The sequence below is a fragment of the Oceanobacillus phoenicis genome (assembly GCF_047238145.1).
In the GTDB taxonomy this organism is placed as follows: domain Bacteria; phylum Bacillota; class Bacilli; order Bacillales; family Amphibacillaceae; genus Oceanobacillus.
Genome location: NZ_JBDFME010000001.1, coordinates 1,387,067 through 1,409,379 on the forward strand (window position 1 = coordinate 1,387,067; position 22,313 = coordinate 1,409,379).

Consider the following 22,313-nt stretch of genomic DNA (forward strand, 5'->3'; position numbering starts at 1 on the left):
AAAAGATAAATGTGACCACACATTTATCTTTTTCCTTTTTTATATAACTTCTTTTACATTAATTTTTGGTGTAATACTTTTCTTTTTTTTACCAACAGGAATGATGTACTTGGAAAGAGGTATGAAAAGTATTAGTTGAGTTATTAAAATTGATAGAGTAAGTACTACCATAAATACAATAATTAATTGATAAGATACTAAAGGATATAAAGCAAATGTTTCTCTTAAAAATATTATTATTAATGGGTGAATTAAATATATCCCCATTGAGTAGTTTCCAATTAAAGTAATAACATTAACAGTCCTATTAAAATTTTTGATGTAATTAAATGTAGTAAGTAAAAATAGTATAACAATAGGAACATAAAACAGATTTTCTTCTCTAGATGATGTTAAAACTACACCATGAGTAATTTCGTTTACCATCATAAACATCATTAATATAAAGGCACTAAAAATTAAATATCTTGCTTTATAAGTGAATGAAATAAGCTCCTTGTAGAAGTATACTAAAACAGCACCAAACATAAAGTAAGCAATCCAATTCAAAATAAAAGATCGATGGTTTAAAATACTGTTGATTATTGTATTATCAAATGTAAAATTGTCTATATTATACCAATAGAAATTCAATGGAATACTTAATAAGAACATTACAAGGATAACTATTCTATTCTTCGGTAACTGTAAAATGGGAAAGATTATATAGAATTGAATTACAGTGATAATAAAATAAAGGTGATAGTGGGAGGTTCCTAGTAAGAAATAATTAATAACTTGTCCCATATTTGAAAATACATCTTTTCCTAAATAACTTTTAACAGCTAGATAAACTATCGTCCAAATAATAAAAGGTAGTACGATTTTTGTTGTTCTCGATTTAAAGAAACGTTTTAAATTTAATTTTTTATCTTTTATTGAGTTGAACAGAAGAAAAGCACTAATCACTGCAAATATTGGTGTACCGACTCTACTAATTTGATTTATATACAAGCTCCAATTATCAGCAAAAAAAGAGTTGCTATGTGATATAGCTGATATATGAACTAAAACTACCATCATGCATGCAATAGCACGAATATACGGAATCTCTTCGAAGTATTTATTCATGAATGTTTTCCTTTCAATCGAGAATCTAAATTGTTTAATAAAAAAACCTCTAAGGCTTGTATTGTACCTTAGAGGTTAAAAAGACTAATCTGCTCTTGCCAGTACTTTGTGTTGTTTTGGTTCTTCTGTATCAGTTAAAAATAAAGCTAACTCTCGACTAGCATTTCCATTAGAGTATTCATTCCAACTGTCACGAAATGCACTTACTTTTTCAATGCTAAAATCTTGTTCTTGAATTATTCGGACTATCTCGAAGGTTGAACCAACTACCGGTCCAGGTACATGATCTTCGTAGTCATGAATTAATCCATTAGTGATCTTATATTCTTGCATATCATAAGCAAAAAATATCATTGGTTTTTCCATGATTGCATATTCAAATGGAATAGAGGAATAATCACTGATAAGAATATCCGTTATAAGCAATAATTCATTGGTATCCTTGTAATCAGACAAATCGAATACAAAGTCCTCAAATAAATCATTGGTAATAAATCCTGTCACTGCAGGATGGAGCTTAATGAACAAAACATATTCATCAGACAATGATTGATACATTTGTTTTATATCCAGCTCTAATTGATAGTTTGATAGATGCTCATCCCGAAATGTCGGTGTATAAAGAATAATTTTACGACCATTAATTTCAGGAAACTGTTGATTGATCGATTGATAAACCTCGTCACGATGATTAACGTCATAGAGTAAATCTGAACGAGGGATACCTGTCCGTAAAATGCGGTTATCAGTTAAACCAAAACTTCGTTTAAACGTATCAGCCATCTTTTCAGAACCAACGACAGTATAATCAAAACGTGAATAAACCCGTTTAAATCGATCTAAAGCCCGTTTGCTTCGATATTGGTTTGATGGATCCTCTAAGCCAAATTGTTTTAATGCTCCTGCTGCATGCCAAAGTTGTATACACGTTGTGCCAGAGCGAAAATTTGTCGAAGCTAAAAATCCTTGGTACGTATCAACTAATACTGTGGAGGCAGTTGCTAAATGATAAATACCTTTCACGTAAGCAACTGGATGTTTCTTCATATCAAACGGGATTATATTGTGTTTGTTTGAGTCAAATTTAAATTTACTATTCAACTCTTGTAAAATAACAATCTCTTCATCTGTTAAATTTTGTAAATAATTGACCGTAAACGCAATATTATCCCCAAAAGAGGAGACAGCAACTGTCTTTTTCTTTTGAGGATAAAGTTTAAAAATCGAAAATAATACACGGAAAACAAAAAGGTAGATGGATATTGCGAATTCTCTAGCCATTGTTAGCTAAGTTCAAATCCTTCTTAATTTTTGTTGTAGAAATACCAACTGTACGTGGAAGATAAACAACATCACAGTGTTCACTAAGGAAGTCGAACTTTCCTTCCCAGTCATCTCCCATTACAAAGACATCTACATCATGTTTCTGTACGTCTTCTACTTTCTGTTCCCATGTATGTTCTGCGATGACTTCGTCGACGTAACGAATTGCTTCTAAGATAGCTTTTCTTTGTTCAAACGTATAATATGCTTTCTTTCCTTTTAATGCATTAAATTCGTCTGCAGAAATTGCGACAATTAAATAGTCTCCAAATTCCTTAGCACGACGCAATATATTTATATGACCGGTATGAAGTAAATCAAACGTTCCATACGTAATTACTTTCTTCATAACAATAATAACCTCCAAAAATCATTTGAATTTTATTATAACATATTTTTTAAAAGTAGTTTAATAAACAATTAACAATTAGTTTACAAATGAAAACAGCTAGAATATAAGTATTATCAATGTTTTAAAAGGATTGAAAACGAGTTATAAAGCTCTTATCTGCAAAAATTGTCATATTTACATTAATTTTGTAATTAAATTGTTAATAAGCTATTTCCATTAAATGGTTAATCTAGTATAATAGAATTAGATTGATATAAGCTAACATGAGAAGTAGGTATATAAAACTATCAATCTATTTTAAAACTAAAAAGGAGGGAAAGCATTATCCAGTGCGGTATGGATATGTAAGTATTTTATGAAAAAAAATTTTTTTGCTTTAATGATTAGTTTTCTAATGGTTGTGAATTTAGTTTCCCCATCGTTAGCCTTAGCAGAGGAAAGTACAGTTGTTGATGAAAGTGAGACAGCTGAACAAACGGGTGCAAACGAATTAGAAGAAAAGAAATCGGAGAGTAATAATGAGGTCAATGTAAATGACGAAACGTCTGTACCTTCTAAAGATAGCATCCAAGAGCAGTTAAATGAAGAGAATGGAATTCCGGAGGAAAATTCTGAAGATTTTCAAGAAAAAGACGATGAGAATAATTTAGAAAAAACAACTGGACATCCAAAGTCTGTGGAGAAGAAAAATATTAAAAAAGAAATTGAAGAGGAAGGCAGTACAGAGCAGATTCAGATAGAGTTGTTTTCTTCTGAAAAGAGCGATGTTAGTAAATTAGCACATATACGAAGTGGAACAACTCTATACAAAGAAGTAGGAAACAATAGTAGTGGAATTAGTTCTGATAAGTATTTAAATGCAGTATATTATGTAAAACAAAAAGCAGAATTAAATGGAGAAACGTACTATGAATTAAATACTTCATGGCAAGGAAATAAATCCGGAGCAATCGGATGGGCAAAAGCAAAAGATTTATGGGTGTATGATCATAAAACCGTTGATCGAAAAGCCAAAACGTTTTATGTGAAAGGTACAGGGAAAGGCTACTCCAAGGCATGGGGAGGATCAAAAGATCTTGTAGAAAGTAACATGTCGAAACATACTGGAAAAGAATTTAAGGTGAACTTAACAGAAACAGTAGGAGTAGACACCTGGTATCGAGGTACGTTAAACGGAAAAAGAGTTTGGTTGCATTCAGGTGATGTTACCTCTATAAGTAAAAGTGAAGTAAGTAAGTTAGGCCATATACGAAGTGGTACAACTCTGTACAAAGAAGTAGGAAACAATAGTAGTGGAATTAGTTCTGATAAGTATTTAAATGCAGTATATTATGTAAAACAAAAAGCAGAATTAAATGGAGAAACGTACTATGAATTAAATACTTCATGGCAAGGAAATAAATCCGGAGCAATCGGATGGGCAAAAGCAAAAGATTTATGGGTGTATGATCATAAAACCGTTGATCGAAAAGCCAAAACGTTTTATGTGAAAGGTACAGGGAAAGGCTACTCCAAGGCATGGGGAGGATCAAAAGATCTTGTAGAAAGTAACATGTCGAAACATACTGGAAAAGAATTTAAGGTGAACTTAACAGAAACAGTAGGAGTAGACACCTGGTATCGAGGCACATTAAATGGAAAAAGAGTTTGGTTGCATTCAGATAATGTATTTCTTACTCAAAATACTAGTAGTTTAGGTCATATACGAAGCGGTACAACTCTATACAAAGAAGTAGGAAACAATAGTAGTGGAATTAGTTCTGATAAGTATTTAAATGCAGTATATTATGTAAAACAAAAAGCAGAATTAAATGGAGAAACGTACTATGAATTAAATACTTCATGGCAAGGAAATAAATCTGGAGCAATCGGATGGGCAAAAGCAAAAGATTTATGGGTGTATGATCATAAAACCGTTGATCGAAAAGCCAAAACGTTTTATGTGAAAGGTACAGGGAAAGGCTACTCCAAGGCATGGGGAGGATCAAAAGATCTTGTAGAAAGTAACATGTCGAAACATACTGGAAAAGAATTTAAGGTGAACTTAACAGAAACAGTAGGAGTAGACACCTGGTATCGAGGTACGTTAAACGGAAAAAGAGTTTGGTTGCATTCAGGTGATGTTACCTCTATAAGTAAAAGTGAAGTAAGTAAGTTAGGCCATATACGAAGTGGTACAACTCTGTACAAAGAAGTAGGAAACAATAGTAGTGGAATTAGTTCTGATAAGTATTTAAATGCAGTATATTATGTAAAACAAAAAGCAGAATTAAATGGAGAAACGTACTATGAATTAAATACTTCATGGCAAGGAAATAAATCTGGAGCAATCGGATGGGCAAAAGCAAAAGATTTATGGGTGTATGATCATAAAACCGTTGATCGAAAAGCCAAAACGTTTTATGTGAAAGGTACAGGGAAAGGCTACTCCAAGGCATGGGGAGGATCAAAAGATCTTGTAGAAAGTAACATGTCGAAACATACTGGAAAAGAATTTAAGGTGAACTTAACAGAAACAGTAGGAGTAGACACCTGGTATCGAGGCACATTAAACGGAAAAAGAGTTTGGTTGCATTCAGGTGATGTATCCGAGGTTGAGAAAAGATATTCAAATTATAATATTTCATTAGATGAAGCAGTGAACATTCAAATGAATGCAAACCCAAAACCACAAACAGACAAAGAATATGATACTTATGTTTCTAAAGAGTATATTAATAGTAAAAATGAAGTAACTGCAAGTTCATTAAATGTAAGAGGTGGACCAGCAACAAGTTACTGGGTAGTTGGACAGTTAAGTAAAGGCAAAAAAGTTGAGATTATTAGGGAAGTAAATGGGTGGTATCAAATTGAATATACTAAATATCACCAGTGGGTAAATGCAAGCCCAGAAGACGTGAAATATTATTTAGATCCTAATAATTTTATAAATGATGAAAAACAAAAATTTCAATTTCTGGATTTGTCAGTAACAAGTGGATCCTCTGCTATTTTTTTGAATAATTATTTAAAAGGAAAAGGAATTCTTGAAGGACACGGCCAGGATTTTATTGATGCAAGTGCAGAAAATGGTGTCAGTGATATTTACTTAATTTCACACGCTTTATTAGAAACCGGCAATGGAACTTCCAAACTTGCTCAAGGAGTAGAATATAGAGGAGTAATTGTTTATAATATGTTTGGTATAGGGGCATATGATGGTTCTGCTGTACAAAGTGGTGCAAAAACTGCTTATGAGAATGGATGGACAACACCAACGAAAGCAATTTTAGGTGGTGCCAAATTTATAGGTAACAGTTATATTAAATCAGGGCAAAATACACTTTATAAAATGCGGTGGAATTATAGTACATCTAATGGTAAAACAGTTGCAAGTCATCAGTATGCTAGTGACATAGGATGGGCGTCTAAACAAATATACTCTATGTATAATCTTTATCAAGATATGGGATTGTATGATGTGAAATTAGATATTCCTAATTATAAATAATCATTTAATTCTAAGTAAAAATAGGAGTGAGCAGATAATAGCTCACTCCTATTTTTACAAATTAAAGGATTTTTGTATGATTTTTAGAACTTCTTAATTATTTACAATTTATAAGGATTTGTTACTATTTTGGTGAAGTAAGTTGGAAGTCAACTGCACGATTGTGTTTTGCAATAGAAAAGTACATAATAATGCAATAAAAAATACATAACCTTGCCAGCCGTATTTTTAATTAATTTTGTCTTGATAATGCATGGCTTACCCAGTAACTGTCTCCTGTAAATGTAAGAATATGAGCATGATGTATAACACGGTCAACTAAAGCAGCTGTAGGCTTCGAGTCCACACAAAATTTTGATATGATTAATTTTAGTCATTGCTAGCAATCCTCTCGACCTCTTCGGTTTCTTAGTGATGAAACAATGACCAAAATAGAGAAAGCATTTTTGGTTGAAATTTCTTCTCTTACTTACAATAATTATTTTAATACAGAAAAACAGAGTTCTACCATTATGTAGTACTCTGTTCTACTTATATAAAAAAATAATAACTCTGAAAAACCATTATTCTATAACTTTGACAAATTTTTTGTTAGCAGTTAAATAATGCCCTTCATTTGTGACTAATCTTGGAGTAAGGTTTTTAGTATATTCAATAGAAGATATTTCTATTTCTTCATTTTTATTTACTTTTTTAATGAAATCCTCTTTAAATTCTTTAGTTTTGTATAATTTACATTTTTTAATGATTTTAACTTTATTAGGTGTAGTAGAGATATAATTGACTAACTTTTGATTTAAGTCTTCAGAAGTAACTTCAGCTACAAAATTTTTATTAGCAGTTATATATTTATTATCTTTTGTTAATAATCTGGGTGTACCTTTAGTGGAATAATCTATACCAATAATATCAATTAACTCTCCTGAATGTATCCCTTTTTTAAAAAGTCTATTAAAATTAGTATCTGAATATTTATTAACAGTTGTTAGTGTTAGAATAGCTTTCGGTGCACTATGGAAATATTTTTGTATTTTCGGCTCGAAGTCAGTTTTGGGTTTTGAAAATATAATTTTGTGATTTTGTCTTTCTAGATAATTTGTGTAGTTAGAACTTGGATATACCATAGATACGACAGATTGATGATAGTTATTATATATTACTCTAATATTAAAACTTTTTCCCTCTAAAGAAATTTCACTAGGATTTAAAAGTATACAGTTGTCAACTACTTGAAAGTTTAAACTTTTTTCATACGATTCGTCATCAGTAGCACTTAATATTACCTTATTAATTCTTACATCTGCCCCTTTGTATACTTTAATTGTTTCATATACTTTTTCATTGAACATACGTGACCCATAATATACAGTATGGCAAGGTTCTAGTAACGGTTCAAAATCTTTTAAAATACTAGGTAAATCGTAATTGATTCGATCATTTTCAATATACCTTTTAGTCAAACTAGGCACAATCATAAATTCAATATAATCATGTAAATCTTTATATCTTTTTTGAATAAGAAGTTCATAAATAACAAGTAATTTTTCATTCATTATTAGTTCACTAACTTTTAAATCTGTTTTATTAACTACTTCCATAAGTTCTTCGAATAATTGATGGTAAACTTCTTTACTTTGACTTGAAAGATAACGTTTTCTATTAAATAATCTTGATAGAAAATCAACTTCAACTATTCGACTAATAACAGGCTTTAATATATTTGTTGGTAAATTTAGCTTAATTACACTTTTAAGAACCTGGATATTGTATTTTGCTTTTTCAAATGCTGTGGTTTGGCCTACTAAAGATTTATTATCTTCGTATCTATTAACATGATAAACAGGTTTATTGTTCATTGATGCAGTCTTGCACTTAGCTATTACTTCTATAAAAAACAGTTTATCTTCACCATATTTCATGTGTTCAAATTTGATGTTGTTATTGATTACAATTGACTTTTTGAAAATTTTGGCAGGCGGACCAACTGATCTAAATACTCTTTCGATTTCAAAAGGAATAAGGTTATTTGCAAATGTGTATGAAGTAAACCTTCCCAATTTTGTTATTTTATCATTTGTATGTTTTATACTTTGACCAAACGCTATATCTGCATTATTATCCGATGCTTGATATAATAATTCAGGAAATCCAGTTGAATCTAGCCAATCATCTGCATCTAAAAGAGTTAAATATTTTCCTGTTGCTTTTTCAATAGCGACATTTCTTGGTTTTGAAGGACTACCAGAATTAGTTTCTAATTTTATCGATTTGATGTATTTATATTGTGAACTAAAGTTAGATATAATTTCTGCTGAGTTATCAGTTGAGCAATCGTCAACAACAATTACTTCGATGGTATCTTTATCAATATTTAATTTTGAAATTGAATATAGGCATTCTTCAATATATTTTTCTTTATTGTAAACCGGTATGATTATAGATAATAGTTTTTGCATTATTCATTCTCCATAGTATTATATTTAACACTTTAAGTTTATAACATTTTTGGACAATAATAAACAGTAAAGGTGAAAAAATAACCATATTTTAGTAAAAACAATCGGAAGGATTATCTGTATTGAAAATTACATAAGATTAACGGATATATATGAATTTACCTTTATGGTATATGTAAGTTTTGTTTAGTTTTATCATATGATATAATTTAAAAATGTTAAAATTAAATTATCATTAAATAAGGAGATAATTATGTTAAGTGAAGGTAAAACAGTATCGATAATAATGCCAGTTTATAATACCGCAGAATTTTTAGAGAACAGTATAAAAACTGTATTAAATCAAACTCACTCCGATTTAGAATTAATAATAGTAAATGATGGGAGTACCGATAATAGTGTTGAGATAATTAAAAAATATAAAAATGATTCCAGAATAACATTGATAACAAATGAAAAAAGATATGGAGTAGGTTATTCAAGGAATATTGGAATGTATCAAGCGAATGGAAGATATATTTACTTCATGGATAGCGATGATTATATTGATTCTAGAACTATAGAGTTGTTAGTAAATAATATTAAAAATTCAAATTTTATTAAAGGGAAAGTAAAGAATACTGATTTTAGTAAAGCAATATCAATTATATTTGATGGATTATTCACTCCAAAACTATACATGGATGATAAATATAGATTAATAAAAAATAGATCATGTTTAAATTGTTTAATCCGAACAGATTTTATTAGAGAAAAAAATTTATTATTTAATGAAGAGGTAGAAGCATATAGTGATCTGAGTTTTATGATTCCACTCTTAAAAAATGTCAATACTGCGTTATATTTAAAAGAAGCAGTGTATTTTAGAAGAAAAAGAAATGACCCAATAAGTAATCCATCAATCTCTCAGTACTCCCCAGAAAATTTAATTATGAATTATTTAAAAATGCAGTTAATGTTACGAAATTTATATAAGGATGATCAATTAATAAACGAATATTTAAATAAAGATTTATTAAATTATTATCGAAAAAAAATAATATCTTATTTTAAATTGGAGGATTCAATAGATAATATATATCATAAACTAGTTGAGGTATTTAGAAAAATTGATTCTAATACTGTCAAAGATCAAGATTGGATTTTAAGAAGAGAAATAAAATACGTACAAAAAGACAATATTCATAAATACAAGAGTGTAAACAAACAACATCGTTTTCTTAGAGATTTAAAACAAGGTGTAAAAAGTAAGAGAAAATTTAATATTTTAATTTATGAAAAGATCTTTTTAAAATTAAAAATGAAAGAAGATCTCGTTTTTTTTGAGAGTTTTTTAGGTAAATCTTATTCTGATAATCCTAAACATATTTATGAGTATATGGTTAATAATGATATGAAATATACTTATGTATGGTCTTTTAGAGAAGATAAAAAAATGCAAAATAATACAACTACTGTAAAAAGATTTAGTCTAAAATATTTCTATTATTTAGCACGAGCTAAATATTGGATAAGTAATGCACGTCTACCGAAATATTTGGTTAAAAGAGATGGAAATGTATATCTACAGACTTGGCATGGAACACCATTAAAAACTTTAGTTTTTGATGTTAATGAAATTCATTCAGCTGATCCAAAACATAAAGAATCATTTTATTATCAATCAAGAAGATGGGATTACCTAAATTCACCTAATCAATATTCTTCTGATATATTCAGAAGTGCATTTAAGTATGATAAGGAAATGTTAGAGTTTGGATATCCAAGAAATGATATTTTGTATACAAAGAACAACGAAAAAGATATTAATATGTTGAAAGATAAGATTGGAATACCTAAAGGTAAAGAAGTCATTTTATATGCTCCAACTTGGAGGGATGATGAGTTCTTTTCAAGAGGAAATTATAAATTTTCTTTACATTTGGACTTAAAAAAGATGCAAGAAAAATTCGGTGACACACATATATTGATGTTAAGAACACATTACCATATTGCAAACTCAATTGATGTTTCAGAATTTGAAGGATTTGTATATGATAGAAGTAAATACGACGATATAGCTGAATTATATCTTGTTTCTGATATGCTAATCACCGATTACTCCTCTGTATTCTTTGATTATGCACACCTTAAAAGACCAATACTCTTCTACACTTATGATTTAGAAAAATATCGAGATGATCTAAGAGGGTTTTATTTTGATATGGAGAAAGAGGTTCCTGGACCATTATTAAGGACAACGGATGAAGTAATAAATTCTGTGGAAAATATAGATGATATTAATACTAAATATAGTCATACCTATCAGAAATTTTACGATAAATTTTGTCAGTGGGATGATGGTAGAGCTAGTGAAAAAACAGTTAAAACCGTATTTAATAAAAATAGCTAATAGTTTGGTGAATAATAGTGAAGGTAAAAATATTTAAGTTGTTTTTTAAATTGTATTCAAGCTCCTTTAACTTCTTAGGTAGTATTCTTCCTAAGAACAATAAAGCTGTTGTATTTGAAAGTTTTCATGGAAAGCAATTTAGTGATAATCCAAGAGCAGTTTATGAATATTTAAAGATTCATTATCCTGAATATAAATTATATTGGAGTGCTGACCGAAGACACACGCATGTATTTGAAGCAAAAAGTATTAAGTATGTCCGACGTTTGTCTTTTAAATGGATTATATTAATGGCTAGATCCAAATATTGGGTAGTTAATTCCAGAATGCCTCTTTGGATAAAAAAACCTGAAGAAACTGTATATGTACAGACTTGGCATGGAACCCCCTTAAAGAAATTAGGGATTGATATAGATGAAGTTCAAATGCCTGGTACAAATACTGAAAAGTATAAACGTAATTTTGTATATGAGGCAAATAAATGGGATTTTTTAGTATCACCTAATAGTTATTCTACGGACATATTTAAACAGGCTTTTCAATTTAATAAAGAAATTATTGAATCGGGTTATCCAAGAAATGATTATCTTTTAAATGAAAATAATCTACAGGAAATTAATAGAATTAAAGCTATCTTAGGCGTACCATTAGAAAAAAAAGTAATCTTGTATGCTCCTACATGGAGAGACAATCAATTTTATAGCAAAGGGAAATATAAATTTGACCTGAAGTTAGATCTTGATTTATTAAAAAAAGAATTGGGACAAGATTATGTAATCATTCTTCGCATGCATTATCTAGTAGCAGAGAATATTGACTTGTCGAGTTATAATGAATTTGTATTTGATTTGTCTAAACATGAAGATATTAGAGAGTTGTATCTAATATCCGATGTGTTAATTACAGATTATTCATCTGTATTCTTTGACTATGCTAACTTAAAAAGACCAATAATCTTCTATGTCTATGACTTAGAAGATTATAGGGATAATCTTCGTGGCTTTTATTTTGATTTTGAGAATGAAGCTCCGGGTCCATTATTAAAAAATACAGAACAAATTATGGCTACAATTAAAGAGATTGAAGAAAATGGTTTTCACCCAAATCACACTACAGAGAATTTTTATGAACAATTCTGCTATTTAGAGGATGGGAACTCAACGAAAAGAGTTATTGAGAAAATGTTTAAATTTTAAAAGGCTTACACTAGGTAAGCCTTTTTCCTAATTGTTTTTTATAAATATAACTTGTATAATTTAGGAGCGTAATAAAAAGAATTCTTGTATTTGAAAGGAATCTATAATGAAATCCGCATTAAATATTATTAAAGAGCAAATAGATCATTTTTATTTAGTACGTAGATTGTCACTTTATGAATTAAAGAGTAAAAATAAAAATAATTATCTAGGAATGGCATGGGAAATAATAAATCCAGCTATTCAAATAATGATATATTGGTTTGTATTTGGTTTATTACTTTCACGTGAAGATGTAACGATGGGAGGAGAACCGGTACCATTTATATCTTGGTTGATAGGTGGATTCTTTGTTTGGACATTTTTTTATCAATCAACTATACAAGGATCAAAATCCATTTATTCACGTTTGAGAATGTTATCAAAAATGAATTTTCCTATGAGTATAATTCCTAGTTATATTATTTTCTCACAATTTTATGTGCATCTAATTACAATATTAATTTCAATTTTTATTTATCAATTAATGGGTTATTTTATAAATATATATTATCTTCAATTAGTATATTTTATTTTTGCTACACTTTGTTTATTGTTTGCGATAGCATTAATTACTTCAACAATTTCAACAATTATACGAGATTTTCATATGCTGCTTAATTCTACATTACGGATGTTTTTATATTTATCTGGTGTGTTATGGCCACTAAGTAAACTGGAAGATTTTCCGTGGCTAATGGAATTAATGAAGTTGAATCCATTATATTATATTATTGAAGGATATCGAGCTGCATTTTTTGGTACAGAATGGTATTTCATAACGAATTGGGAGTACACCCTCTATTTTTGGGGAGTAGTCATCGTATTATTAATAATAGGTTCAAGGATGCATATGAAGTTCAGAAGACATTTTATTGATTTCTTATAAAGGCATGTGTTAATTATGGATAAAGCTATAAAAGCGAAAAATATAACCAAAAAATATAAATTATATAATGGTAATAAAGAGCGGTTACTAGACCTAATTAGTCCAAAAAGTTACGGTAAGGATTTTTATGCATTAAATAATGTTGATTTTGATGCTGAAAAAGGTGATATTATCGGTTTTATTGGTATAAATGGTTCTGGTAAATCAACACTTTCCAATATATTAGCAGGAATTGTTCCAGAAACATCCGGAACGGTTGAATTAAACGGTCAGGTTTCATTAATAGCTGTTGCTTCAGGTTTAAAAGGGGATTTGTCTGGTAGAGACAATATAGAGTTAAAATTGTTAATGCTAGGTTTTAATAAAGATAAAATTAAAGAACTAGAGCCTGCAATTATAGAATTTGCCGAGTTAGAAAATTTTATTGATCAACCAGTAAAATCCTATTCCAGTGGAATGAAATCGCGCTTAGGTTTTGCTATATCCGTTAATGTTGATCCTGATATTTTAATTATTGATGAAGCGTTATCTGTGGGTGACAAAGCTTTCGCTGAGAAAAGTTTAAACAAAATGAGAGAATTTAAAGATTGTGGAAAAACAATGATATTTGTAAGTCATTCTCTAGGACAGATGAAAGAGTTTTGTGAGAAAATACTGTGGCTAGAGTATGGAACAGTGAAAGACTTTGGTTTAACAGAAGAAGTTATACCAAAATATGAAAAATTCTTAAAAAAGTGGAAGAAAATGAGCAACGAGGAAAGAAAAGAGTATAGAAATAGTAAAGTGAATAATTGAAAATAAAAATACCCTCTAGTTAATTGCTAGAGGGTATTTTTATTTGAATTGTTAACTGAAAATAAAAAAACAATTAATTTTTCTTAACATTACATGTATAATAAATACTAAAGTGTTCCCATGTCTTGACAAAAAAGGAGTGGTTCTTTTGTCCAAGTATAGTCTGGTTCTTTTATCAGGTGGCATTGGCAAACGAATGCAAATTAATATCCCAAAACAATTTTTATTACTAGCTGGAAAGCCGATTTTCATCCATGTATTAGAGAAAATTGAGCGCTTACATCAAGTTGAAGAGGTCGTAATGCCTTGTCCAGTAGAATTTATGGAGAAGACCGAATCAATCATTGGAGAGTATGGATTCCACACTCCAATTAAAATAATAGAAGGGGGCTCTTCAAGGCAGGAGTCGGTTTATTTGGGTTTGCTTCAATGTTCAAATGAACAGGTAATTATCCATGAAGCTGTGAGACCTTTTATTACTGTAGAAGGTTTTCAAGAATTAATAAATGAAAGAAGTGAAGATGCCATATTCGGATTAGATATTCCTTTTACTGTATTAAAGGGTAAAGAATTCGTAGAAGAGAATCTAGAGAGAAGTCAACTTGTTAATGTTCAGCTTCCTCATAAGTACAATACATCAAAATTGTTATACGCTCATGAGTGTGCAAGGCAAGATAGAGAAGAATTTACAGAGGATGCTAGCTTATACTTTCATTACTTTCAGTCACCAATTGCGATTCTTAAAGGATTTGAAGAAAATATTAAAATAACGAAACCAATTGATCGGATTATTGCTGAAGCAATTTATAAAAATTCCGTATATATGGAGGGATAAGCATGACAAATACATGTATTATTACAGGTGCAAGTAGAGGAATTGGTCGGGCAATTGCTGTTGAACTTAGTAAACAGCATGAAATAAATAACTTTATATTAATGGCGAGATCTGAAGATGGATTAGTAGAAACAAGGAATCAAATGGTTAACCAACATAATGTTCAAATTGTAGCTATCGATTTAACGGATTATGCTCAAGTAAAAGAACAGGTTCATTTAATTGGAGAAGAACATGGAACGATAGATATGCTGATTAATGTGGCGGGATATGCAAATCCAAAGTCATTACTAGAGACCTCTGTCGAAGATTGGGAAAAAACATATCAGATAAATATACACTCTTTATTTAACATAACGAAAGAAACAGTAAAGTTCATGAAGAATACCGGAGGGAAAATATTGAATGTTGCGTCAACTGCTGGCAGTTCATCTAGACCTGGGTGGTCGGCATATGCTTCATCAAAAGCAGCTTTGATTAGTTTTTCACAGACGATTTCAGATGAGTTATCTGACTATAACATACTGGTTTATTGTGTATCTCCTGGTCGTTGTGCGACCGAACTGAGGAAGGTTCTTGCTCCTGATGAAGATCCAACAACCATAATGCAGCCTGAACATGTTGGCGAAGTTGTTAGTCATTTATTATCAGAGAATGGGGTTTGTTTAGACGGACAGGATATCGTCATACGAAAACAAGTTCAAAAAACAATGAAGAAAGAGACAGTAAATAAACTAGCATAAGAGGGATAGGTATGGATGAAACCGTGTTTCAAGTTATTCAGTTAATACTGTTAGTGCTTATATTTTTATCAGTAAGCAAGCCTCTAACTAAAAAGACTCGCCTAATATTAAAAAGGTCAGTAGTCGTAACCATCCATTTTCTATCAAAGCTTTTTCCAAAATCCAAAAACCTTATCGTTTTTGGAGGAGAAAGTGGAAATGGATTTAGAGGGAATACAAAATATTTGTTTTTAGAAATGAATAAGAATGATAGTCTACAGTGTGTATGGATCAGTAAAAATCAAAGAGTAGTGAATGAAATAAATTCTCTTGGTTATCAAGCATATAAGCATCATTCGATAAAGGGAATCATCAACCAACTTCGAGCGAAAGTAATTGTACATTCACATTCAATTAACGATGATTTTAGTAAAACATTTGTTGGTGGGGCGATTTCCTATAATACATGGCATGGAGTTGGATTAAAGAAAGTATGGGGAGCCAATAAACATACATTTTCTTACAAAGTTATTCATGATCAGAATAGGATACGAAAATTCTTTGCAATGTTCGTAGTAAAAGCAAATTTAACGAAAAAAAGTTATGTTGTTTCAACGAGTGAGTCTGTGAGTTCTTATTATCCGGAGACATTTCTAGTTCCTAGAGAAAATGTACTTGAATTGGGACAAGTGCGTAACGATGTATTCTTTATGGAAACAGAAGAGGATAAATTGATCCCAGAATGGATAAGAGAAGGAAAAATCATTCTTTATATGCCGACTCATCGAAGTGTGGGTAAATTTGAGAAAGATATTAGTCTCGTTTTTAATTTTGAGAAGTTAAATGCGTTTTGTGAAGATAATGGATATACATTTGTTTTTAAGCGTCATATGTATAGTCAAGGAAACGTACCGACTTCCTATAGCAATATTAAAGACATATCGGAACAATCTTATGATCCACAGTTGTTATTGAAATATACCGATATACTTATTACAGATTACTCTAGTTGTTACACAGACTATCTATTATTGGATAGACCAGTTTTATTCTTTTGTTATGACATTGATTTATATCTCACCAAAGCGAATCAAATGTATTTTAATTATTTTGATGTCACACCTGGACCAAAGGCATATCAATTTAATGAATTAATAAATTACATGAAAGAGTCAATTGAAGAGCCAATGAAGTATCAAAAAGATAGAAGCAGAGTACTAGATATTTTTTATTCTCCTGAAAATCAGCAACCGGTACTTCAAAAACAAGTTGAATATATTGAAAAGTACCTATTGTAGAGGAGAGGATGATTTGTCTCGATTAAAATTAGTTCCGACAATCATTGTAAAGTGGGTCCTGAGAGTAATCTATTCATTGTGTTGTATATTTCCTCTAAAACAAAATAAAGCAACTTTTGCTTCCTATCGCTCACATGATATAAAAGGTAATTTAGCTCAAATCGAAGCTTATTTACAAGAACATTATCCGGGGATGGAAAATACTTATTTACTACAAAAGATGGATAGCTCTTTATTAGGGAAGATCGGTTATATTATTCATATGTTTCGAGCTAGCTATCATTTAGCAACATCGCGTTATTTTTTCATTGATGACTATTATTTTCTTGTTTATGCAGTAAAGCCTAGAAAGAGTGTGCAGGTGATTCAACTTTGGCATAGCGCAGGAGCGTTGAAGAAATTCGGTTATAGTACGATTGATAAACCTTATGGACCAAGTCGAAATTATTTAAATTATATACCTATCCATGGTAACTATACAAAAGCATTTGTAAGCTCAGATGAAGTAATTCCATACTTTGCGGAAGCATTTAATATGGATAGTAAAAATATATACCCACTTGGTATTCCAAGAACAGATTATTTTTTTGATGAAAAACAAAAACTTCAAGCTTTATATAAGTTTCAAGCTAAATTTCCTTCTCATGGAAATAAGAAGAAAGTTCTCTATGCACCAACTTATCGTGGTGGTAGTCATAATCAAAAAAACTTTGAAATTCCTATTAATATAGACAAGTTTACAGAGAAATTAGGAGAAGATTATTTACTTATGATACATTTACATCCGTATATGAAATATGAGCGAGAGGATAATTCTTCTGTTATTTTAGTAGATGAAGATTTTACTATTGAAGAATTATTGGTTGTAGCAGATATTCTAGTGACGGATTATTCAAGTATCATATTTGATTTTAGCATTCTAGAGAAGCCAATGATTTTCTTTGCCTATGATTTAGAAGAATATAGGGCTGAGCGAGATTTTTATTATGATTATGAGGAGACGATGCCAGGTCCAATAGTAATGACAAATGAAGCACTCATTGCTTCGATTAGACAATCTATGGAATTAAGGAACATCGAGGACGTGAAGCAGTTTAAGCAACGATATTTTGATTACAATGATGGGCAGGCTACCGAGCGAATTGTAAAGAATATTATGAGTAGTGAATAGTAGAGATTGGGGCAAAGAGTATTGTTCAAAAGCTAAATCATGAAGATTACCTTTTGATTAATTTTCTTTTGCCCCACTCTGCTTTATATTTTAAAAATCTCTGGATTGTTACTAAAGACACCATCTACTCCATAGGAAATTAATTGATCATATCTTTCCATATCATTTACAGTATAAGGAAATACATGATATCCAGCTTGTTTACAATGTTGGACAAACGTTTGATCAACAAAAACATGATTCGGGTGAATACTATATATAGGTAAGTTACTTTGCTCGACATACTTCCACGTATCTAATAGTCGATAATGAAAGATCATTCCTAATGGTATATGACGATTTAAATTATTAATCTTTTGTAGTGCAACGTGATCAAAAGAAGAGATGAGTACACGGTCCAATCGATTGTAATTTGATAAGCAAGACAGAACCCTTTCTTCAATACCATCATATAGTACTGGAATATTTTTAATTTCTATATTTAGATAAATATCTTTAGGGACAAGCTCTAATACATTTTCTAATCTAGGAACATATGCAGGACCATAAGTATCACCAAATGAAGCACTGATATCGACTTGCTTTAATTCTTCCCATGTCATATTTTTAATTAACTCTTTAGATGAATGGTTAAATCGAGTTAACTTATGATCATGACAAACAACAAGTACATTATCCTTCGTTAGTTGAACATCTAATTCAATTGCTTTTGCACCTTGCTTAAGAGCTTTTTCGAATGACAACAGTGAATTTTCGGGTGCTTCTGTTAATGATCCACGATGAGCGAAATTTAATACCATAGCAATTCCTCCTCTAATTGTACTTATCATAGCATATGGTTGGATTGTGAAAAAATGGTATGTGTGAATTTTTAAACTCGACGTAAAATAAACAGAGAAATTCAACGAAATTTGTTCATAAGTGTACACGTTTAATCGTTATTACGGTATACTTATTCAAGAAGTATTCATTCATGAATTGAGGTGTCAATGTGGTAAACATTGTACTACTATCCATGATTAGCTTAGTAGTTGCACTAGTTGTAACTCCATGGGTTATACGATATTCAAAAAAACTTCATTTTACTGATAAACCTAACTTTCGTAAGGTACATAAAGAGCCAATTCCTACTTTAGGCGGCATTGTTATTGTAATTAGCTTCTTAGTAGGTATATTAATTTTGCAACCAGCGAGTGAGTACCATATACCAATTTTATGTGGAGCATTAATCGTCTTCCTATTGGGGCTCTTTGATGATATATATGACTTGTCTGCTAAGTTCAAGTTTTTTGTTCAATTTTTGGCTGCGGCACTGGTCGTATTTTGGGGTGGTTTGCAAGTAGAATTCGTGAATTTACCCTTTGGTGGAGAGTTAGAATTTGGATTCTTTAGCCCGTTATTTACGTTATTGTGGATTGTCGGAATTACTAATGCCATTAACTTTATTGATGGATTAGATGGTTTAGCTGCAGGCGTATCATCGATAGCATTAACCACGATTGCTGGTATGGCAATTTTGATGGGTGATGTATATGTAATAACCATTGCTTTTATCTTATTATTTAGTACACTTGGATTCTTACGATATAATTTCTTTCCCGCAAAGATTTTTATGGGAGATACTGGGGCATTATTTTTAGGTTTTATGATTGCAGTGTTATCTTTATTAGGATTTAAAAATGTAACCGTAGTATCGTTTTTAATTCCAATATTTATTTTGGGAGTTCCTATTTCTGATACGCTTATTGCTATGATACGGAGGAAAATAAACAAACAACCTGTATCAAGTCCAGATAGTGCTCACTTACATCATCGTTTGATTCAATTTGGTTTTTCGCATAAACAAACAGTATTACTGATTTATTCATTAAGTGCATTATTTAGTGTAGCAGCTATTTTATTTTCGATGACAACACTTTGGGGATCGCTGCTCATATTATTTATTGTATCGTCAGTGCTGATTATCTTAATAGAGAATTTAGAGTTAATTAACAGTGAATTTAAACCGATGACAAATATGATTAAAAAAGCAGGTAAGCAACATCATAAATAATGAGATAGAAAAATGCCACTTCATTAAAATGAAGTGGCATTTTTCTTAGTTTTGATAACCTTGATCCGTTTCTGGATCTGAAGTTGCATTACTGTTATTCCAATTATTAGTTGGTTCGATGTCTAGATGTGCTTGTAATGTCTGTTTAGTTTGACTTAATGCTGCTTCATCTATCATCCAGTAGTATGGTCCTTGACTTGTATCATCTGTTCCTTCTAGGCTTAATGTTTCAATCTTTAAATTCGAACCAGCTGTAATATAAGAGAAAAAGCTTTTCATTTCACTAAATTTCATATTTGTTGTCATATTGTCGCCTACGGATTTTACGACATCATCAATTTTAAATATGGATTGTAAGGAAACTGTTTTATCGACAACTCCTTCGATAATTTCTTGCTGTCGTTTCCCGCGTTCAATATCATTATCTTGCTTTCTTGTACGTGCAAGGGCTAATGCTTCTTCACCATTTAACTCCTGTACCCCTGGCATTAAGTGAATAGCTCCAGCAGTATCTTCTGAATCTTGTTCTTTTAATTCATATGGTACTTCAGCTTCGATTCCACCTAGAGAATCTACAACATCAATAAATGCTTCAAAGTTAAGTTTCACATAGTAGTCAACTGGAATATCGAGTAGGCTTTCTACTGTTTCTATAGTTCCAGTCGTTCCTCCAAAAGCATGGGCGTGATTGATTTTATCGAAACGATCTACTGTTGGAATATATACATAAGAATCACGAGGCACACTGAGAAGCTTTACACTTTTATCATCCTTATTTAAGGAAGCTAACATAAGTGCGTCTGTTCTCGCATTTTCTTCGTTCCCTCGTACATCACTTGTATCTACACCCATAATTAAAACCGTGACATTATCAATGTCTGGATTAACCTCTGAATCTCTCAATTCAGATTTGCCACGTTCATCTTTTTCGTACGAATCGTCAAGAACACTGCCTGCAGTGACATATAAATGTCCAATATAAGAAGCCACACCAATAAAGAGTATAAGTGCTGGAAGTAATATAAAATAAATGCGTTTTCTGACTTTACGCTTTTTTCTTCTCACAATTCGAGTTTCTTTCCGTTTTTTTGACATAAGAAAGTCCCCTTAAGAAATAAATAATTTAATGTATTATCGTATTATCATATAGTATATTATATGATAAGAATTATATCAGTACATGTTTAAACTATATTTTTTTTCTGAAAATAGTAAAACACTAACCTTCATTTTACTATGGTTTCATAGAAAGGTAAATAACAATTTCATTACAAGTTACTGAAAATAAGGGAATTTTGTGGAGAAAGGTTGCGAAATAATGAGCGAAAATAGTCGAAAAGTAGAAGTTATGGAGATACCTTTTGTTAACAAAACAAAGAAAAAATTTTTAGAAGAGGATATCTACCCAAGATTAGATAATGAAAAGCAAACATTTATTGTTACTGCAAATCCAGAAATTGTCATGAAGACAAGAGAGGATGCAGAGTTCAAAAAAATTGTTCAATCAGCGGATTATACCGTCCCGGATGGGATAGGCATCATCATGGCCGCCAAAATTCTAAAGACACCTTTAACGGAAAGAATTGCTGGCTATGATGTATCCTTAGATTTATTACAATACGCTAACAAATCTGGATTAAGTTGTTATTTCCTTGGTGCGAGTGAAGCAGTGAACAAGAAGGCAGTGTACAATGTGAAAGAACAATTTCCCAATCTAACTATTGCAGGAAATCACCATGGGTTCTTCGATTTGAAAGATAAGGAATTGGCAGAATCGATTAGTGAGACGAATCCAGATATTATTTTTGTAGCAACAGGTTTCCCTAGACAAGAAAAATGGATATCTACATACAAACATCTATTTGAAAAAGGATTATTTATCGGTGTCGGAGGTACATTTGATGGATTGGCAGGGGAAGTGAAAAGAGCACCTGATATTTGGGTGAAGCTAAATTTAGAATGGTTGTACCGCTTTATAAATCAGCCAACAAGATTTACACGAATCTTGAAGTTGTTTGAATTTATAGTGCGTATTATCTTTCGTAAATAGTGAAAAACATGAACTGCTTACTGGCTATTAGCCTTGGGGCAGTTCATATTTTTTTCTGCATGTAACGAGCAATAATACCATGCTTTAAGACGATAAGGCGTTGCAAAAAGGGTAAGTAGCGGATATATAATTAATAAATGTC

The 22,313-nt window shown here is 30.8% G+C and carries 16 protein-coding genes and 2 pseudogenes; 11 read left to right on the forward strand and 7 right to left on the reverse strand.

The genetic code is table 11. The annotated features are described in order from the left end of the window. Positions 1–39 precede the first annotated feature (39 nt). The 3 genes from ABC346_RS07195 to tagD all read right to left on the reverse strand — a co-directional run bounded on the left by ABC346_RS07195 (position 40) and on the right by tagD (position 2,782). Entirely contained in the window at positions 40–1,110 is a 1,071-nt protein-coding gene (locus tag ABC346_RS07195; RefSeq protein WP_413234205.1) for an acyltransferase, read from the reverse strand. An 84-nt stretch (positions 1,111–1,194) separates the two neighbouring features. Next, positions 1,195–2,391 carry a CDP-glycerol glycerophosphotransferase family protein gene (locus ABC346_RS07200; protein ID WP_413234206.1) on the reverse strand — a complete coding sequence of 399 codons (1,197 nt, stop codon included), beginning with the start codon at positions 2,389–2,391 and terminating at the stop codon, positions 1,195–1,197. Then, the gene (gene tagD / locus ABC346_RS07205; protein ID WP_413234207.1) at positions 2,384–2,782 is read right to left on the reverse strand and encodes a glycerol-3-phosphate cytidylyltransferase; all 399 of its coding nucleotides are present in this window, start codon (positions 2,780–2,782) and stop codon (positions 2,384–2,386) included. Before tagD ends, ABC346_RS07200 begins: the two co-directional genes overlap by 8 nt. 358 nt (positions 2,783–3,140) lie before the next feature. On the opposite strand from tagD, the gene ABC346_RS07210 reads away from it, so the two are divergent. Next, positions 3,141–6,275, forward strand: coding sequence for an N-acetylglucosaminidase (locus ABC346_RS07210; RefSeq protein WP_413234208.1), 3,135 nt, complete (start codon positions 3,141–3,143; stop codon positions 6,273–6,275). Positions 6,276–6,507: 232 nt separating this feature from the next. Here ABC346_RS07210 and ABC346_RS07215 read toward each other — a convergent pair. Next, a pseudogene (locus ABC346_RS07215) lies at positions 6,508–6,618 on the reverse strand (ATP-binding protein); the annotation flags it as partial. 220 nt (positions 6,619–6,838) lie between these two features. Further along, complete coding sequence (locus tag ABC346_RS07220; protein ID WP_413234209.1) at positions 6,839–8,731, reverse strand: DUF5776 domain-containing protein; 1,893 nt, start codon at positions 8,729–8,731, stop codon at positions 6,839–6,841. A 253-nt stretch (positions 8,732–8,984) separates the two neighbouring features. Between ABC346_RS07220 and ABC346_RS07225 the strand changes: the two genes are divergently transcribed. The 8 genes and pseudogenes from ABC346_RS07225 (at position 8,985) to ABC346_RS07260 (ending at position 18,068) form a co-directional block, all read left to right on the forward strand. Continuing rightward, positions 8,985–11,123: a bifunctional glycosyltransferase/CDP-glycerol:glycerophosphate glycerophosphotransferase gene (locus tag ABC346_RS07225; RefSeq protein WP_413234210.1), complete on the forward strand. Its 2,139-nt coding sequence runs from the start codon at positions 8,985–8,987 to the stop codon at positions 11,121–11,123. Between the two features lie 35 nt (positions 11,124–11,158). Further along, positions 11,159–12,319: pseudogene (locus ABC346_RS07230) on the forward strand (CDP-glycerol glycerophosphotransferase family protein); the annotation flags it as partial. Positions 12,320–12,425: 106 nt separating this feature from the next. Next, a complete protein-coding gene (locus tag ABC346_RS07235; RefSeq protein WP_413234211.1) occupies positions 12,426–13,247 on the forward strand; it encodes an ABC transporter permease in 822 nt (273 codons plus the stop codon). A 15-nt stretch (positions 13,248–13,262) separates the two neighbouring features. Further along, a complete protein-coding gene (tagH, locus tag ABC346_RS07240) occupies positions 13,263–14,042 on the forward strand; it encodes a teichoic acids export ABC transporter ATP-binding subunit TagH (protein ID WP_413234212.1) in 780 nt (259 codons plus the stop codon). A 139-nt stretch (positions 14,043–14,181) separates the two neighbouring features. Further along, positions 14,182–14,877: an IspD/TarI family cytidylyltransferase gene (locus tag ABC346_RS07245; RefSeq protein ID WP_413234213.1), complete on the forward strand. Its 696-nt coding sequence runs from the start codon at positions 14,182–14,184 to the stop codon at positions 14,875–14,877. A gap of 2 nt (positions 14,878–14,879) precedes the next feature. Continuing rightward, positions 14,880–15,620 (forward strand): SDR family oxidoreductase, encoded by a 741-nt coding sequence (locus ABC346_RS07250; protein ID WP_413234214.1) that lies wholly within the window; start codon positions 14,880–14,882, stop codon positions 15,618–15,620. Positions 15,621–15,631: 11 nt separating this feature from the next. Beyond that, positions 15,632–16,897 (forward strand): CDP-glycerol glycerophosphotransferase family protein, encoded by a 1,266-nt coding sequence (locus tag ABC346_RS07255; RefSeq protein WP_413234215.1) that lies wholly within the window; start codon positions 15,632–15,634, stop codon positions 16,895–16,897. Between the two features lie 13 nt (positions 16,898–16,910). Further along, a complete protein-coding gene (locus tag ABC346_RS07260) occupies positions 16,911–18,068 on the forward strand; it encodes a CDP-glycerol glycerophosphotransferase family protein (protein ID WP_413234216.1) in 1,158 nt (385 codons plus the stop codon). An 83-nt stretch (positions 18,069–18,151) separates the two neighbouring features. On the opposite strand, the gene ABC346_RS07265 is transcribed toward ABC346_RS07260, so the two are convergent. Then, positions 18,152–18,868 carry a glycerophosphodiester phosphodiesterase gene (locus ABC346_RS07265; protein WP_413234217.1) on the reverse strand — a complete coding sequence of 239 codons (717 nt, stop codon included), beginning with the start codon at positions 18,866–18,868 and terminating at the stop codon, positions 18,152–18,154. Between the two features lie 215 nt (positions 18,869–19,083). Between ABC346_RS07265 and ABC346_RS07270 the strand changes: the two genes are divergently transcribed. Beyond that, complete coding sequence (locus ABC346_RS07270; protein WP_413236525.1) at positions 19,084–20,121, forward strand: glycosyltransferase family 4 protein; 1,038 nt, start codon at positions 19,084–19,086, stop codon at positions 20,119–20,121. A gap of 45 nt (positions 20,122–20,166) precedes the next feature. On the opposite strand, the gene ABC346_RS07275 is transcribed toward ABC346_RS07270, so the two are convergent. Further along, positions 20,167–21,216 carry an LCP family protein gene (locus tag ABC346_RS07275; protein ID WP_413234218.1) on the reverse strand — a complete coding sequence of 350 codons (1,050 nt, stop codon included), beginning with the start codon at positions 21,214–21,216 and terminating at the stop codon, positions 20,167–20,169. 223 nt (positions 21,217–21,439) lie between these two features. Here ABC346_RS07275 and ABC346_RS07280 point away from each other — a divergent pair, with 223 nt between their 5' ends. Further along, entirely contained in the window at positions 21,440–22,171 is a 732-nt protein-coding gene (locus ABC346_RS07280) for a WecB/TagA/CpsF family glycosyltransferase (protein ID WP_413234219.1), read from the forward strand. Positions 22,172–22,313 lie beyond the last annotated feature (142 nt).

Bases quoted from the DNA above. Each gene is read 5' to 3' on its own strand.
- ABC346_RS07195 (WP_413234205.1), bottom strand. From the start codon at position 1,110: ATGAATAAATACTTCGAAGAGATTCCGTATATTCGTGCTATTGCATGC.
- ABC346_RS07200 (WP_413234206.1), bottom strand. From the start codon at position 2,391: ATGGCTAGAGAATTCGCAATATCCATCTACCTTTTTGTTTTCCGTGTA.
- tagD (WP_413234207.1), bottom strand. From the start codon at position 2,782: ATGAAGAAAGTAATTACGTATGGAACGTTTGATTTACTTCATACCGGT.
- ABC346_RS07210 (WP_413234208.1), top strand. From the start codon at position 3,141: ATGAAAAAAAATTTTTTTGCTTTAATGATTAGTTTTCTAATGGTTGTG.
- ABC346_RS07220 (WP_413234209.1), bottom strand. From the start codon at position 8,731: ATGCAAAAACTATTATCTATAATCATACCGGTTTACAATAAAGAAAAA.
- ABC346_RS07225 (WP_413234210.1), top strand. From the start codon at position 8,985: ATGTTAAGTGAAGGTAAAACAGTATCGATAATAATGCCAGTTTATAAT.
- ABC346_RS07235 (WP_413234211.1), top strand. From the start codon at position 12,426: ATGAAATCCGCATTAAATATTATTAAAGAGCAAATAGATCATTTTTAT.
- tagH (WP_413234212.1), top strand. From the start codon at position 13,263: ATGGATAAAGCTATAAAAGCGAAAAATATAACCAAAAAATATAAATTA.
- ABC346_RS07250 (WP_413234214.1), top strand. From the start codon at position 14,880: ATGACAAATACATGTATTATTACAGGTGCAAGTAGAGGAATTGGTCGG.
- ABC346_RS07255 (WP_413234215.1), top strand. From the start codon at position 15,632: ATGGATGAAACCGTGTTTCAAGTTATTCAGTTAATACTGTTAGTGCTT.
- ABC346_RS07265 (WP_413234217.1), bottom strand. From the start codon at position 18,868: ATGGTATTAAATTTCGCTCATCGTGGATCATTAACAGAAGCACCCGAA.
- ABC346_RS07270 (WP_413236525.1), top strand. From the start codon at position 19,084: ATGATTAGCTTAGTAGTTGCACTAGTTGTAACTCCATGGGTTATACGA.
- ABC346_RS07275 (WP_413234218.1), bottom strand. From the start codon at position 21,216: ATGTCAAAAAAACGGAAAGAAACTCGAATTGTGAGAAGAAAAAAGCGT.
- ABC346_RS07280 (WP_413234219.1), top strand. From the start codon at position 21,440: ATGAGCGAAAATAGTCGAAAAGTAGAAGTTATGGAGATACCTTTTGTT.